General features: G+C 66.7%; 13 protein-coding genes. 12 read left to right on the forward strand and 1 reads right to left on the reverse strand.

All coding sequences use genetic code 11. The features are described from left to right. The first annotated feature begins 122 nt into the window (after window positions 1–122). From AC1DCU_RS20050 to hslU, 9 genes are all read left to right on the forward strand, one after another. The gene (locus AC1DCU_RS20050) at window positions 123–2255 is read left to right on the forward strand and encodes a S9 family peptidase (RefSeq protein WP_313115457.1); all 2133 of its coding nucleotides are present in this window, start codon (window positions 123–125) and stop codon (window positions 2253–2255) included. Between the two features lie 56 nt (window positions 2256–2311). Further along, window positions 2312–2734, forward strand: a complete 423-nt coding sequence (locus AC1DCU_RS20055) for a YbaN family protein (RefSeq protein ID WP_032976551.1) — start codon at window positions 2312–2314, stop codon at window positions 2732–2734. 128 nt (window positions 2735–2862) lie between these two features. Further along, complete coding sequence (lptM, locus tag AC1DCU_RS20060) at window positions 2863–3102, forward strand: LPS translocon maturation chaperone LptM (protein ID WP_025877294.1); 240 nt, start codon at window positions 2863–2865, stop codon at window positions 3100–3102. Further along, a complete protein-coding gene (dapF, locus tag AC1DCU_RS20065) occupies window positions 3095–3946 on the forward strand; it encodes a diaminopimelate epimerase (protein WP_033832253.1) in 852 nt (283 codons plus the stop codon). The genes lptM and dapF overlap by 8 nt, the downstream gene beginning before the upstream one ends. Then, window positions 3943–4617: a DUF484 family protein gene (locus tag AC1DCU_RS20070; protein ID WP_025877290.1), complete on the forward strand. Its 675-nt coding sequence runs from the start codon at window positions 3943–3945 to the stop codon at window positions 4615–4617. Before dapF ends, AC1DCU_RS20070 begins: the two co-directional genes overlap by 4 nt. A gap of 16 nt (window positions 4618–4633) precedes the next feature. Beyond that, window positions 4634–5527, forward strand: a complete 894-nt coding sequence (xerC, locus tag AC1DCU_RS20075) for a tyrosine recombinase XerC (protein ID WP_032976548.1) — start codon at window positions 4634–4636, stop codon at window positions 5525–5527. Window positions 5528–5703: 176 nt separating this feature from the next. Next, complete coding sequence (locus AC1DCU_RS20080) at window positions 5704–5904, forward strand: DUF3079 domain-containing protein (protein ID WP_313115464.1); 201 nt, start codon at window positions 5704–5706, stop codon at window positions 5902–5904. A 74-nt stretch (window positions 5905–5978) separates the two neighbouring features. Continuing rightward, a complete protein-coding gene (hslV, locus tag AC1DCU_RS20085; protein ID WP_025877284.1) occupies window positions 5979–6530 on the forward strand; it encodes an ATP-dependent protease subunit HslV in 552 nt (183 codons plus the stop codon). A 76-nt stretch (window positions 6531–6606) separates the two neighbouring features. Beyond that, window positions 6607–7983 (forward strand): ATP-dependent protease ATPase subunit HslU, encoded by a 1377-nt coding sequence (gene hslU / locus AC1DCU_RS20090; RefSeq protein ID WP_025877282.1) that lies wholly within the window; start codon window positions 6607–6609, stop codon window positions 7981–7983. 164 nt (window positions 7984–8147) lie between these two features. Here hslU and smeT read toward each other — a convergent pair whose 3' ends face one another. Then, on the reverse strand, window positions 8148–8807 hold the full coding sequence (smeT, locus tag AC1DCU_RS20095; RefSeq protein WP_025877280.1) for an efflux transporter SmeDEF transcriptional repressor SmeT: 660 nt from the start codon (window positions 8805–8807) through the stop codon (window positions 8148–8150). A 226-nt stretch (window positions 8808–9033) separates the two neighbouring features. On the opposite strand from smeT, the gene smeD reads away from it, so the two are divergent. From smeD to smeF, 3 genes are all read left to right on the forward strand, one after another. Next, window positions 9034–10215 (forward strand): multidrug efflux RND transporter periplasmic adaptor subunit SmeD, encoded by a 1182-nt coding sequence (smeD, locus tag AC1DCU_RS20100; protein ID WP_032976547.1) that lies wholly within the window; start codon window positions 9034–9036, stop codon window positions 10213–10215. A 12-nt stretch (window positions 10216–10227) separates the two neighbouring features. Beyond that, entirely contained in the window at window positions 10228–13353 is a 3126-nt protein-coding gene (smeE, locus tag AC1DCU_RS20105) for a multidrug efflux RND transporter permease subunit SmeE (protein WP_080149814.1), read from the forward strand. Between the two features lie 110 nt (window positions 13354–13463). Further along, entirely contained in the window at window positions 13464–14864 is a 1401-nt protein-coding gene (gene smeF, locus AC1DCU_RS20110) for a multidrug efflux RND transporter outer membrane subunit SmeF (RefSeq protein WP_117311417.1), read from the forward strand. Window positions 14865–14939 lie beyond the last annotated feature (75 nt).

Here is a 14939-nt window from a genome sequence, read left to right on the forward strand (position 1 = left end):
GGCCGGCGCCCGGCACTACCCCCGCGCACCCATGACGATCCGCAGGGTTGCCCGCAGCCCCCCTGCCACCCAGACTCAGACGCAAGGACGCCATTGCATTGCCGATCAAGGAGCCTTATTTCATGAAATCCATTCTCTGCCTGTTGCTTGCGAGCCTGATGACCAGCACCGCTACCGCCGCCACCCCGCCCGTTCCGCCGGATGTTGAGAAGCGTCCGCACGTGGTCAAGGCGCCGTTCGGCGCGACCCGCAACGATGACTATTACTGGCTGCGCGACGACAAGCGCGAGGACAAGGCCATGCTGGCCTACCTGCAGGCCGAGAACGCCTACGCCGACCAGCTGCTGGCACCACTGAAGCCGCTGGAGGATGCGCTGTACGGCGAGATCGTCGGCCGCATCAAGCAGGACGATGCCAGCGTGCCGGCGCGCGAGCGCGGCTACTGGTACTACAGCCGCTACGAGACCGGCCAGGACTATCCCATCCATGCGCGCCGCAAGGCCAGCATGGACGCGCCGGAAGAGGTCCTGCTCAACGTCAACACGATGGCCGCCGGCAAGGGCTATTTCAGCGTCGGCTCGATGGAGGTCAGCCAGGACAACCAGCTGCTGGCCTGGGCCGACGATGACGTGGGCCGCCGCCAGTACGTCATCCGCTTCAAGGACCTGCGCACCGGCGCGGTGCTGCCGGACACGATCACCGGCACCTCGGGCGACCTGGTCTGGGCCGACGACAACCGCACCGTGCTGTATGTCGAGAACGATCCGGAAACCCTGCTGACCGTGCGGGTGAAGAAGCACGTGCTGGGCACCCCGGCCAGCGCCGACACCGTCGTCTACGAAGAGAAGGACGACAGCTTCTACATGGGCATCGGCCGCACCCGCGACGATCGCTTCATCACCATCGGCGTGCACAGCACCGTGTCCTCCGAAGAGCGCTACGCGCCGGCCAGCGACCCGACCACGTTCACCGTGCTCGCCCCGCGCCAGCGCGACGTGGAGTACGACGCCGACCACTATGATGGCCGCTGGGTGATCCGCACCAACGATGGCGCGAAGAACTTCAAGCTGGTGACCGCACCGACCGATGCCACCTCGCGTGCGCAGTGGAAGGACTGGATCGCCCATGACGATGCGGTGTTCATCGAAGGCTTCGAACTGTTCGATACCTACACCGCCATCGCCGAACGTTCCGAAGGCCTGGAGCGCATCCGCCTGCTGTTCAAGGACGGTCGCAACGACTACGTAAAGGCCGACGAACCGGCCTATTCGATGGGCCTGGGCGACAACACCGAGGCTGACACCACGTGGCTGCGCTACGTGTACACCTCGATGACCACGCCGACCACGGTGTACGAACTGAACACCGCCACCGGCGAGCGTCGCCAGCTCAAGCAGCAGCCGGTGATCGGCTATGACGCCTCGAAGTACGAGACCGACCGGGTGTGGATCACCGCGCGCGACGGGGTGAAGGTGCCGGTGTCGCTGGTCTATCGCAAGGGCTACAGGAAGGATGGCACCGGCGCGCTGTTCCAGTACGCCTACGGCAGCTACGGCATGTCGATGGACCCCTACTTCAACCAGACGGCGGTGAGCCTGCTCGACCGTGGCGTGGTGTACGCCATCGCCCACATCCGCGGTGGCCAGGAAATGGGTCGCGACTGGTACGAGAACGGCAAGCTGCTGCACAAGCAGAACACCTTCAACGACTTCATCGACGTCACCCGTGGCCTGGTGGCACAGGGCTGGGCCGCGAAGGACCGTGTCGCCGCGTCCGGTGGCAGCGCCGGTGGCCTGCTGATGGGCGCCATCGCCAACCAGGCGCCGCAGGACTACCGCGTGCTGGTGGCGCAGGTGCCGTTCGTGGACGTGGTCACCACCATGCTTGACCCGACCATCCCGCTGACCACCAACGAGTACGACGAGTGGGGCAACCCCGAACAGAAGCCGTACTACGAGTACATGCTGTCCTACTCGCCCTACGACAACGTGAAAAAGCAGGCCTATCCGTCGCTGTTCGTGGGTACCGGCCTGTGGGATTCGCAGGTGCAGTACTGGGAACCGGCCAAGTGGGTGGCCAAGCTGCGTGATGACAACACCAGCACCTTCCCGATCCTGTTCCGCACCAACATGGAAGCCGGCCACGGCGGCAAGTCCGGGCGCTTCCAGCGTTACCGCGAACTGTCCGAGTCGTATGCATTCGTGCTGCAGCAGCTGGGCATCGAAACGCCCGCGGCCGGTGCTGCGACGGAATGACGCATCGTGGCGGCGGTGATATCGCCGCCGCCACCTGCGCTCGGTATCCTTGCGCGATGCGCCCGCCCGAACCGCCCGCCACCAAGGACCTGCCAACGCCCGCCCGGCCGGTGCGGTTCCGTTGGGCGTGGTGGCTGCTGGCCTATGCCAGCCTGGGCACCGGCATCGTCGGCATCTTCGTGCCGGGGCTGCCTACCACCGTATTCATCCTGATCTCGGCCTGGGCCGCCTCGCGCGGCTCCGAGCGCCTGCACGGCTGGCTGCTGCAGCACCCGCGCTTCGGCCCGGCCATCGCCAACTGGCAGGCACATGGTGCGGTGAGCCGGTACGGCAAATGGATGGCCACGATCACCATGGCGGTGTGCGCCGGCATCATGCTGTGGTGCGTGCCGGTGGCCTGGGTGAAGTGGTTCTCCATCGGCAGCATGACCGTGGTGGCGATCTGGCTGTGGACCCGGCCGCTGCCGCCGGCCGATTGATCTCTCCCGCCGGGCATGGCCCGGCGTTGCCACGGTGCCGGGTTGCGGCAGCGCCGGGCCATGCCCGGCGGATGCGTGGTGCGGCACCCTGCACCAACCGCTCAGCCGCCAATGGCTATACTCGGGGCATGAACATCCCCCATCGCAATGTCATCCTGATTCCGCTGGCAGCGGCCTCGCTGCTGTTCCTCGCCGCATGCGGCAACAAGGGCCCGCTGGTGCTGCCGCAGAAGCCGGTGCCGGTGGAAGAAACCGTCGAACCGGCCGCTGATGCCGACGCCACGCCTGCTGCCACCCAGGCCCCGCGCGACGGCAGTCCGTCCGTCACTCCTGATCCGGCCAAGAAGGTGGACGACGGGAATGAGTAAGGCCGGTACCAACGGCCTGCGCTTCAGCAAGATGCACGGCGCGGGCAACGATTTCGTAGTGATCGACCTGCGCGACGGCACCCCGCCGCCCACCCCGGAACTGGCCGCGCGCCTGGCCGACCGCCATACCGGCGTCGGCTGCGACCAGATCCTGACCATCGAGCCGCCGCGCGCCGAAGGCTCCGTCGCCTCTTACCGCATCTGGAACGCCGATGGTTCCAATTCCGAGCAGTGCGGCAACGGCGCGCGCTGCATCGCTGCCTGGCTGGTGCGCGAGGGCAGTGCGCAGGGCGACCGCTTCGTCATCGACAGCCCGCTGGCCAGCCATGCCGTGGATGTCCTCGGCGATGGCCAGTACGCGGTGGCGATGGGCGTGCCGCTGTTCGATCCGGCGCAGGTGCCGCTGATCGGCTTCGCCCACCCGCGCGAGGAGTACCTGCTGCCACTGCAGGGTGAGACCGTGCGCTTCGCGGCGGTGTCGATGGGTAATCCGCACGCGGTGATTGAAGTGGGCCTGGTCGATGCCGCACCGGTCGAGCGCGTGGGCGGACTGCTGCAGCAGCATGCCTCGTTCCCGAAGTCGGTGAACGTGGGCTTCGCCCAGGTAATGGGCCCGGAACATGTGCGCCTGCGCGTGTTCGAGCGCGGCGTGGGTGAAACCCTGGCCTGCGGCAGTGGCGCCTGCGCGGCCGCAGTGACCCTGATGCATCGCGGCCGCCTGCAGCGCGATGCGCGCATCAGCCTGCCTGGTGGCGACCTGCGCATCCAGTGGCCGGGCGATGGCCAGCCGGTGGTGATGGCGGGCCCGACCGCATTCGTCTTCGAAGGGGAGTGGATCGCATGACTGAGACCGTCGACAAGCTCGGTGCCCATGAAGTCGCCGCCTGGTTGCGGCGCCATCCGGGTTTCCTCAAGCAGTTCCCGGACCTGGCGCTGACCCTGGTGGTGCCACGCGATGACGGCCCGACCGCATCGCTGGCCAGCTACCAGCTGGAAGTGCTGCGCGAGAAGAACCGCGAGCTGGCGCGACGGTTGGCCGACCTGGGCGCGACCGCGCAGGTCAACGAGCGGTTGGCGGTGCGCACGCATCAGCTCACCCTGGCCCTGATGAAGCAGGACAACGCCGCCGACACGCTGCGCGCGATGGCGGCGTCACTGCAGGAAGATTTCGCCGGCGATCTGGTACGGCTGGTCGTGCATGCGCCGGTGGCCGGGCTGGAGCAGGCCGAGTGGCTGCAGGTGCTGGCTGCCGATGATGCGCAGCTGGGCCCGTTCCGCGACTGCCTGAAGGATGGTGAGCCGATCTGCGGCCGCCTGCACAGCGACAAGAACGCGGTGCTGTACGGCGCGCGCAGCGAGGAGGTGCAGACCACCGCGCTGCTGCCGCTGCCGGGTGTTGGCCTGATCGCGGTGGGCAGCCATGATCCGAACCGCTTCTATCCCGGCATGGGCACGCTGTTCCTGCGGATGATGGGCGAGGCCCTGGTGACCGGGCTCAAGCGCTTCGCGGATTGAGCGGGAAACGACGACGATGAGCGCGGTGCAGGCGTTCCTGCAGCACCTGCAGGTGGAGCGGCGGATGTCGGCGCATACGCTCGACGCCTACCGCCGCGACCTGGATGCGTTGTCGGTGTGGGCCGAACCCCGCGGGGTGGCCGTGGAGGCGCTGGATACCGACGCGGTGCGCCAGTTCGTTGCCGATGAACACCGCCGTGGCCTGTCGGCCAAGAGCCTGCAACGCCGGCTGTCGGCCTGCCGCAGCTTCTATGCCTGGCTGCTCAAGCATGGCCGCATCGAGGCCAGCCCGGCAGCGACGCTGAAGGCGCCGCGTGCGCCGCGACGGCTGCCGCAGGTGCTCGACGCCGATGAAGCCGTGCAGCTGGTTGAACTGGAACCGGAAGGCGAGCTGGGTCGTCGTGACCGCGCGCTGCTGGAACTGTTCTATTCCTCCGGCCTGCGGTTGAGCGAAGTCTGTGCGCTGACCTGGCGCGATCTGGATTTCGCCAGTGGCCTGGTCAACGTGATGGGCAAGGGCAACCGGCAACGTCGCGTCCCCTTCGGAAAGCCGGCACGCGAAGCGCTGCTGACCTGGCGCAGCGAAAGCGGTGGTAGTGGCGCCACACCGGTTTTCCCCGGCCGCAACGGGCCGATCAGCCAGCGCGCGGTGCAGATCCGCATCCGCCAGCTGGCGCAGCGCCAGGGCCTGTTCAAGCACGTGCACCCGCACATGCTGCGGCACAGTTTCGCCAGCCACATCCTGGAATCCTCCGGTGACCTGCGCGGTGTGCAGGAACTGCTCGGCCATGCCGACATCGCCACCACGCAGATCTACACCCATCTGGATTTCCAGCATCTGGCCAAGGTCTACGATGCCGCGCATCCGCGCGCGAAACGTCGCAAAGACCCGCCCGACACGGTGGGGTAGCGCTGGGCCATGCCCGGCGGCTGTGCGATCCATGTGTCGTGTACGCGACACCGCCCGCGCTGCGCGCTCGCCGGGCATGGCCCGGTGCTACCGGAACGGCCGCCGCTTGATCTGGATCAGGGCGGGGCAGTGGTCGCCGGTGCATCGTGGCCGCAGGCCACGACGAGATACCGACCATGGCAAAGCCCATTCCGCTGCGTCCCAAGCACCCCGAGCGTATCTGCTGGGGCTGCGACCGTTACTGCGCTGCCGACGCACTGGCCTGTGGCAACGGCTCGGGCCGCACCCAGCACCCGATCGAGACGCAGGGTGAGGACTGGTACGTGGCGTGGGGCATTGAACCCAATCCGGGCCGGCCATCGCATGCCAAGCGCTGAACGGCAGCTATCGGTGCGGGCTTGATCGCTTCGGCGGCTGTCCCCATGTCCCGTGAACAGCTATCGGAGGCCGCATGGACCCCAGTCAGAATCCCACCGTTTTCCACGCCACCACCATCGTCTGCGTTCGTCGCGGCGAGCACGTGGCCATTGCCGGCGACGGCCAGGTCACCCTCGGCCACACGGTGATGAAGGGCAACGCACGCAAGGTCCGCCGCCTTGGCCGCGATGGCCAGGTACTGGCCGGCTTTGCCGGTGCCGCCGCCGATGCCTTCACCCTGTTCGAGCTGTTCGAAGCCAAGCTGGAAAAGCATGGCCAGCTGCAGCGTGCCGCGGTGGAACTGGCCAAGGATTGGCGCACCGAGCGCCGCCTCGGCAAGCTCGAAGCCCTGCTGGCGGTGGCCGACAAGGAAACCTCGCTGATCATCAGCGGCACCGGCGACGTGATCGAGCCGGAGGACGGCATCATCGCCATCGGTTCCGGTGGCTCGTATGCGCTGTCCGCTGCACGCGCGCTGATGGCGCACACCGAACTGGATGCACGCACCATCGCCAGCGAAGCGATCAACATCGCCGGCGACATCTGCATCTACACCAACCGCAACGTGGTGGTCGAGGAGTTGTGACGGGGAACCGTCACACACATTCCTGATCCGCCGGGCATGGCCCGGCGCTACCGACAACGCATTCGTGAGCACACCCATGCCGCACAAGATCGAAGTTTCCTCCGCCACCATGACCCCGCGCGAGATCGTGCAGGAGCTGGACCGGCACATCGTCGGCCAGCACGACGCCAAGCGCGCGGTCGCCATCGCCCTGCGCAACCGCTGGCGCCGCATGCAGCTGCAGCCCGAGCTGCGCAACGAGGTCATGCCCAAGAACATCCTGATGATCGGCCCGACCGGCGTCGGCAAGACCGAGATCGCGCGCCGCCTGGCCACGCTGGCCAACGCGCCGTTCGTCAAGGTCGAAGCGACCCGCTTCACCGAAGTCGGCTATGTCGGCAAGGATGTCGAGCAGATCATCCGTGACCTGGCCGATACCGCCGTCAAGCTGTACCGCGAGCAGGCCAAGGTGCGCGTGCGCACGCAGGCCGAAGAGCGCGCCGAAGACCGCATCCTCGATGCGCTGCTGCCGCGCCGCAGCGGTGGCATCGGCTTCGACCCGGAGGCTGCGCGCAACGAACCGTCGGCGCAGGACAACGAGACCCGCATCAAGTTCCGCAAGATGCTGCGCAACGGCGAGCTGGACGATCGCGAGATCGAGCTCGACCTGACTGCCAACGTCAGCATGGACATCATGACCCCGCCGGGCATGGAGGAAATGGGCCAGCAGCTGAAGTCGATGTTCGCCAACCTCGGTGGTGGCGCCAAGGCCCACAAGCGCACGCTGACCATCAAGGCCGCGCGTCCGCTGCTGCAGGAGGAAGAGGCCGGCAAGCTGGTCAACGAGGATGACATCCGCACCGCCGCGATCGAGGCCTGCGAGCAGCACGGCATCGTGTTCATCGACGAGATCGACAAGGTCGCCAAGCGGGGTGACAACGTGGGCGGTGGCGATGTCTCGCGCGAAGGCGTGCAGCGCGATCTGCTGCCGCTGGTGGAAGGTTCCAACGTGTCCACCAAGTACGGCACGATCAAGACCGACCACATCCTGTTCATCGCATCGGGTGCGTTCCACCTGGCCAAGCCCAGCGACCTGATCCCGGAACTGCAGGGTCGCTTCCCGATCCGCGTGGAGCTGGGTGCGCTGAGCAAGGCTGATTTCGTGCGCATCCTGACCGAGCCGAAGGCTGCGCTGACCAAGCAGTACGAAGCGCTGCTGGCCACCGAAGGCGTCAAGGTCAGCTTCACCACCGATGCCATCGACCGCCTGGCCGAGATCGCCTTCCAGGTGAACGAGCGCCAGGAGAACATCGGTGCGCGCCGCCTGCATACCGTGCTGGAGCGCCTGCTGGATTCGCTCAGCTACGAAGCACCGGACCGCGATGGTGAAACCTTGGCCATCGACAGTGCCTATGTCGATGCGCACCTGGGTGAACTGGTGCAGGACCCGGACCTGAGCCGTTACATCCTGTAACCGGGAATGCGAAAAGGCCGCCGAAAGGCGGCCTTTTTCGTTATGCAGGGTCGGATCCCTCGCCATGGCGAGGGCTCCGACCCGTTACGTACTCGCCGGGCATGGCCCGGCGCTACCTTTGTGGCCGAATCTGCGGTAGCGCCGGGCCATGCCCGGCGGCGCCGTCACGCCTCCGGCAGCGGCTCGGGCACCGAACCCGGTACGAACACGCCTTCCTTCACGTAGGCGGCCAGGGTCATGTCCAGCGCCAGCATGCCGTCGCGCTTGAGGTCCATCAGGTCCGGTTCGACCATCGCCCCGTGCAGCACGCCGAGCACGGTGGCGTGCAGCATGCGCGCGGCGATCTTCGGGTCGGCGCCGTCGCGCAGCTGGCCCAGGTCCTGGGCACGGCGCAGGGCGCGTTCCATCCGGTCCAGGGCATCGCGGAAACCGCTCTGCTGCAGTTCGGTCAGCACCCTGGTGTCGGCCGAGGCATCGCTGCGCAGCATGATCTCCATGGTCTTGCGCAGGCGCTCGTCCTCGGACAGCTCGATGAACGAGTGGATCATCACCGCGCGCAGGTCATGCACCGGCGTGTCGCGCTGGTCGGTGGAGGTGCGCTCCAGCTCCTGCATGAAGGGCAGGTGCACCCGTTCGACGATCGCGGTCAGCACCTCGCCCTTGTTCTTGAAATGCCAGTACACGGCGCCGCGGGTGTAGCCGGCGCGGGCACCGATCATCTCCAGCGTGGTCCGGGCCACGCCGTGTTCGTGGAAACAGGCTTCGGCGGCATCCAGGATGCCTTCGCGGGTTGCCTGGGTGTCCTCTTTGGTTTTGCGGGCCATGAGCGGGTACGAGTGCGGGTGAAACGTGGCTGAATTGTACTGCTTTACAAACAAACACGCATGTATGTATATTTCCGTCCCATCATTCCCGTCGTGTGCGTGGCAGGCCCGTCCTGGCTCCCACTTCACGCGGGTGGGCGCTGTTCGCGCGGACTTACTCCTGCAAGGGGAGGGTCCGTCGTATCAGCACCTGCTGAGATCCCTCCCTTCAAGAGCCATTCCCATCATGTTGCTGAGCCGAATCCGACCCTTCGCGTTGTCGCTGGCGATCGCTGCCACCGTCGCTGCCTGTGGCGGCCAACCCCAGGCACCCGAACAGGGACCGGGCCAGGTCAGCGTGGTCACGCTGAAGTCCGAGACCGTCGGGTTGACCCGTGAGCTGCCGGGCCGCACCAACGCCTTCCTGGTGGCCGAAGTGCGCCCGCAGGTCAACGGCATCGTCGCCAAGCGCCTGTTCACCGAGGGTGGGATGGTCAAGGCCGGCGAGCCGCTGTACCAGATCGAGGACGCCAGCTACCGCGCCCAGGCCAACAGTGCGCGTGCACAGCTGGCCCGCGCCGAAGCCACCGCCAATGCGGCGCGGCTGAGCGCCAAGCGCATCACCGAGCTGGCCAAGGTCGACGCGGTCAGCCAGCAGGATCTGGAAAACGCCGTGGCTGCGCAGAAGCAGGCAGAGGCCGATGTCGGCGCCGCCAAGGCCTCATTGGATGCCGCCAACGTGACCCTCGGCTATGCGCGCATCACCGCGCCGATCAGCGGCCGCATCGGCAAGTCCAGCGTCACCCAGGGCGCGCTGGTCAGCGCCGGCCAGGCCACGGCGCTGGCAACCGTGCAGCAGCTGGACCCGATCTACGTCGACCTGACCCAGTCCTCGGCCGAGCTGCTGCAGCTGCGCCGCGAACTGGCCGCCGGCCGCCTGCAGGACAACCAGCAGACGCCGGTCAGCATCCTGATGGAAGACGGCAGCACCTTCGAACACAAGGGCACGCTGGAGTTCTCCGAAGTCAGCGTCGATCCGGCCACCGGCAGCTTCGCGCTGCGGGTCAGGGTCGACAACCCCGATGGCCTGCTGATGCCGGGCATGTACGTGCGCGCGGTGATCGGCGGCGGTGTGCGCAGCGATGCGGTGCTGGTGCCGATGCAGGGCATCGCCCGCGATCCGAAGGGCGATACCAGTGCAATGGTGGTCGGCAAGGACAACAAGGTCGAAGTGCGCCCGGTCAAGGTCAGCCGCACCGTCGGCGACAAGTGGCTGGTCGAGGACGGCCTGAAGGCCGGCGACAAGGTCATCGTCGAAGGCCTGCAGAAGATCGGCCCGGGCATGCCCGTGAATGCCACCGAACAGGGCGCCGCCCCGGCCAAGCCGGCCGCCGCCCAACCTGCAGCTGCGGCCGCAGGCGCGAAGTAAGCGGAGAACTCCATGGCACGTTTCTTCATCGATCGACCCATCTTCGCGTGGGTCATCGCGATCATCATCATGCTCGCCGGCGGCCTGGCCCTGTTCAAGCTGCCGATCTCGATGTACCCCAACGTCGCACCGCCGGCGGTGGAAATCAGCGCCAGCTACCCGGGTGCTTCGGCCAAGGTGGTCGAAGACTCGGTGACGCAGATCATCGAGCAGAACATGAAGGGCCTTGATGGCCTGATCTATTTCTCCTCCAACAGTTCGTCCAACGGCCAGGCCACCATCACCCTGACCTTCGAGAGCGGGACCAACCCCGACATCGCCCAGGTGCAGGTGCAGAACAAGCTGCAGCTGGCGATGCCGCTGCTGCCGCAGGAAGTGCAGCGGCAGGGCATCAACGTGGCCAAGTCCAGCTCGGGCTTCCTGAACGTCATCGCGTTCGTGTCCGAAGATGGCAGCATGGATGCCAACGACATCGCCGACTACGTCGGTTCCAACGTCGTGGACCGTCTCAGCCGCGTTCCGGGCGTGGGCAACATCCAGGTGTTCGGTGGCAAGTACGCCATGCGCATCTGGCTGGACCCGAACAAGCTGCACACCTACGGCATGTCGGTGCCGGAAGTGGTCGCTGCGGTGAAGGCACAGAACGCGCAGGTGGCCATCGGTCAGCTGGGTGGTGCGCCGTCGGTGAAGGGCCAGCAGCTCAACGCCACCATCAACGCGCAGTCGCGCCTGCAGACCCCGGAACAGTTCCGCAACATCATCGTGCGCGGTGCGCAGGACGGTGCCGAACTGCGCCTGGGCGATGTAGCCCGCGTCGAGCTGGGCGCCGAGTCGTACGACTTCGTCACCCGTTACAACGGGCAGCCGGCTAGCGGCCTGGCGGTCACCCTGGCCACCGGCGCCAACGCGCTGGATACCGCTGCCGGTGTCGATGAAACGCTGAAGGAACTGGAAGGCTTCTTCCCGGCCGGCCTGAAGGCCGAGATCCCGTACGACACCACCCCGTTCGTGCGCGTGTCGATCAAGGGCGTGGTGCAGACCCTGCTCGAAGCGATCGTGCTGGTGTTCGTGGTGATGTACCTGTTCCTGCAGAACTTCCGCGCCACCCTGATCCCGACCATCGCCGTGCCGGTGGTGCTGCTGGGTACCTTCGGCGTGCTGTCGGTGCTGGGCTTCTCGGTGAACATGCTGACCATGTTCGCGATGGTGCTGGCCATCGGCCTGCTGGTGGACGATGCCATCGTGGTGGTGGAGAACGTCGAGCGCATCATGTCCGAAGAGGGCCTGTCGCCGCTGGAAGCCACCCGCAAGTCGATGAGCCAGATCACCGGCGCGCTGGTGGGTATCGGCCTGGTGTTGTCGGCGGTGTTCGTGCCGATGGCCTTCATGAGCGGCTCCACCGGCGTGATCTACCGGCAGTTCTCTGCGACGATCGTCTCGGCGATGGCGTTGTCGGTGCTGGTCGCGATCGTGCTGACGCCAGCGCTGTGCGCCACCATGCTCAAGCCGCTGAAGAAGGGTGAGCACCATGTCGCCCACCGCGGTTTCGCCGGTCGCTTCTTCAACGGTTTCAACCGTGGCTTCGACCGCACCAGCGAGAGCTACCAGCGCGGCGTGCGCGGCATTCTGCATCGCCCGTGGCGGTTCATGGGCATCGTGGCCGCGCTGTTCCTGCTGATGGGCGTGCTGTTCGTGCGCCTGCCCAGCTCGTTCCTGCCCAACGAAGACCAGGGCGTGCTGATGGCGCTGGTGCAGGCGCCGGTGGGCGCAACCCAGGAGCGCACGCTGGAATCGATCGCCGCGCTCGAAAAGCACTTCATGGAAAACGAGAAGGGTGCCGTCGAGTCGGTGTTCTCGGTGCAGGGCTTCAGCTTCGCCGGCATGGGCCAGAACGCGGGCATGGCCTTCGTCAAGCTGAAGGACTGGAAGGATCGTGACGCCGACAACGGTGTGATGCCGATCACCGGACGCGCGATGGCCGCGCTGGGGCAGATCAAGGATGCCTTCATCTTTGCCTTCCCGCCGCCGGCCATTCCGGAACTGGGCACGGCCTCCGGCTACACCTTCTTCCTGAAGGACAACAGCGGCCAGGGCCACGAGGCATTGCTGGCGGCCCGCAACCAGCTGCTGGGCCTGGCGGCCGGCAGCAAGAAGCTGGCCAACGTGCGACCGAACGGCCAGGAGGACACGCCGCAGTTCCGCATCGATATCGATGTGGCCAAGGCCAGCTCGCTGGGCCTGTCGATCGACCAGGTCAACACCACCCTGGCCACCGCGTGGGGCAGCTCGTACATCGATGACTTCATCGATCGCGGCCGCGTCAAGCGCGTGTTCGTGCAGGCTGACCAGCCGTTCCGCATGGTGCCGGAGGACTTCGATCTCTGGTCGGTGAAGAACGACAAGGGCGAGATGGTTCCGTTCAGCGCCTTCGCCAGCAAGCATTGGGACTACGGCTCGCCGCGCCTGGAACGCTACAACGGCGTGTCGGCTACCGAAATCCAGGGCGAACCGGCCCCGGGCGTGGCGTCCGGTGATGCCATGGCCGAGATCGAACAGCTGGCCAAGCAGTTGCCGGCGGGCTTCGGCGTCGAGTGGACGGCGATGTCCTACCAGGAACGCCAGGCGGGCTCGCAGACGCCGCTGCTGTACACCCTGTCGCTGATGATCGTGTTCCTGTGCCTTGCCGCGTTGTATGAAAGCTGGAGCGTGCCGACCTCGGTGCTGCTGGTGGCGCCGCTGGGCATCCTCGGTGCGGTGCTGGCCAATACCTTCCGTGGCATGGAGCGCGACATCTATTTCCAGGTGGCGATGCTGACCACGGTGGGCTTGACCAGCAAGAACGCGATCCTGATCGTCGAGTTCGCCAAGGAGCATCTGGAGAAGGGCGCGGGGCTGATCGAAGCGACGATGCACGCGGTCCGCGACCGTCTGCGCCCGATCATCATGACCTCGCTGGCCTTCGGCATGGGCGTGCTGCCGCTGGCGATCTCCAGCGGTGCCGGCTCCGGCGCCAAGCAGGCGATCGGCACCGGCGTGCTCGGCGGCATGGTGGTCGGCACCGTACTCGGCGTGTTCTTCGTGCCGCTGTTCTTCGTCGTGGTGCAGCGCGTGTTCAAGAAGCGCAACGCCACCAGCTGATTTGAAACGGTAGTGCCGGCCGCTGGCCGGCAGCTGCTGATCGCTTGATGCGAATCCAATGAGGTTGCCGGCCAGCGGCCGGCACTACCTCCTGCCATCCGGCAGTACCGATGGAAGTCATTCCAATGAAAAGTGCATCTCTGTTCCTCTCCATCGCTGCGGCACTGGCGCTTGCCGGCTGCGGCACCCTGGCGCCGAAGAACACCGCAGTGGCCCCGGCCATTCCGTCGCAGTGGCCGGCCGAAGCCGCGCAGGGCGAAGTGGCCGATGCGGCCGCGGTCGGCTGGCGTGACTTCTTCACCGACGAGCGCCTGCAGCAGGTGATCGGCCAGGCGCTGGACAACAACCGCGACCTGCGCGTGGCCGTGCTCAACGTCGAAAAGGCGCGTGGCCAGTATCGCGTGCAGCGCGCAGACCGGGTGCCGGGCGTGGCCGTGACCGGGCAGATGGACCGCCGCGGTGGCGACGTGCCGGTCACCGAGCAGTTCAGCGCGGGCGTCGGCGTGGCCGAGTTCGAACTGGACCTGTTCGGCCGCGTGCGCAACCTGAGCGAAGCCGCGCTGCAGCAGTACTTCGCTGTAGCCGCCAACCGCCGCAACGCGCAGCTGAGCCTGGTGGCCGAGACCGCCACCGCGTGGTTGACCTACGGTGCCGACGCGCAACAGTTGAAAATCGCCGAAGCCACGGTGAAGACCTATGAGGATTCGCTGCGCCTGGCCGAAGCACGCCATGAACGCGGTGGCAGTTCGGGGTTGGAACTGACCCAGACCCGCACCCTGGTCGAGACTGCGCGTACCGATGCCGCACGCCTGCGTGGGCAGCTGGCCCAGGACCGCAACGCGCTGGCGCTGCTGGCCGGTGGCCAGCTGGATCCGGCGCTGCTGCCGGACAGCATCGCGCCGCAGGTGCTTGCGTTGGCACCACCGCCGGCTGGCCTGCCCAGCGACGTGCTGCTGCAGCGCCCGGACATCATGGCGGCGGAGCATCAGCTGTTGGCGGCCAATGCCAACATCGGTGCCGCACGCGCTGCCTTCTTCCCCAGCATCTCGCTGACCGGCAGCATCGGCAGTGGTTCGGGTGAATTGTCCGGCCTGTTCGACAGCGGTACGCGGGTGTGGAGCTTCCTGCCGAAGATCACCTTGCCGATCTTCCAGGGCGGCAAGCTGCGCGCGAACCTGGCCGTGGCCAACGCCGATCGTGATATCGCACTCGCGCAGTACGAAAAGTCGATCCAGAGTGGTTTCCGCGAAACCGCCGATGCGCTGGCATTGAATGTCAGCCTGGATGAACAGGCGGCCTCGCAGCAGCGCCTGGTGGAAGCGGCCGAGCAGGCCAACCGCCTGTCGCAGGCGCGCTATGACGCGGGCCTGGACAGCTTCGTCACCCTGCTGGATGCACGTCGTACCGCCTACAACGCGCAGCAGAGCCAGCTGCAGACGCAGCTTGCGCAGCAGGCCAACCGCATCACGCTGTACAAGGTGCTGGGCGGCGGCTGGCACGAGCGCGGGTAAGCGCGCAGACCGGTAGTGCCGGCCGCTGGCCGGCAGCGCGCGGGATCAACAGGGATCGTGCAGTTGCCGGCCAGC

The organism is Stenotrophomonas sp. 10L48 (assembly GCF_056395105.1).

Bases quoted from the DNA above. Each gene is read 5' to 3' on its own strand.
- AC1DCU_RS20070 (WP_025877290.1), top strand. From the start codon at position 3,943: ATGACTGAGACCGTCGACAAGCTCGGTGCCCATGAAGTCGCCGCCTGG.
- AC1DCU_RS20050 (WP_313115457.1), top strand. From the start codon at position 123: ATGAAATCCATTCTCTGCCTGTTGCTTGCGAGCCTGATGACCAGCACC.
- dapF (WP_033832253.1), top strand. From the start codon at position 3,095: ATGAGTAAGGCCGGTACCAACGGCCTGCGCTTCAGCAAGATGCACGGC.
- smeE (WP_080149814.1), top strand. From the start codon at position 10,228: ATGGCACGTTTCTTCATCGATCGACCCATCTTCGCGTGGGTCATCGCG.
- smeD (WP_032976547.1), top strand. From the start codon at position 9,034: ATGTTGCTGAGCCGAATCCGACCCTTCGCGTTGTCGCTGGCGATCGCT.
- smeF (WP_117311417.1), top strand. From the start codon at position 13,464: ATGGAAGTCATTCCAATGAAAAGTGCATCTCTGTTCCTCTCCATCGCT.
- xerC (WP_032976548.1), top strand. From the start codon at position 4,634: ATGAGCGCGGTGCAGGCGTTCCTGCAGCACCTGCAGGTGGAGCGGCGG.
- AC1DCU_RS20055 (WP_032976551.1), top strand. From the start codon at position 2,312: ATGCGCCCGCCCGAACCGCCCGCCACCAAGGACCTGCCAACGCCCGCC.
- AC1DCU_RS20080 (WP_313115464.1), top strand. From the start codon at position 5,704: ATGGCAAAGCCCATTCCGCTGCGTCCCAAGCACCCCGAGCGTATCTGC.
- lptM (WP_025877294.1), top strand. From the start codon at position 2,863: ATGAACATCCCCCATCGCAATGTCATCCTGATTCCGCTGGCAGCGGCC.
- smeT (WP_025877280.1), bottom strand. From the start codon at position 8,807: ATGGCCCGCAAAACCAAAGAGGACACCCAGGCAACCCGCGAAGGCATC.
- hslV (WP_025877284.1), top strand. From the start codon at position 5,979: ATGGACCCCAGTCAGAATCCCACCGTTTTCCACGCCACCACCATCGTC.
- hslU (WP_025877282.1), top strand. From the start codon at position 6,607: ATGCCGCACAAGATCGAAGTTTCCTCCGCCACCATGACCCCGCGCGAG.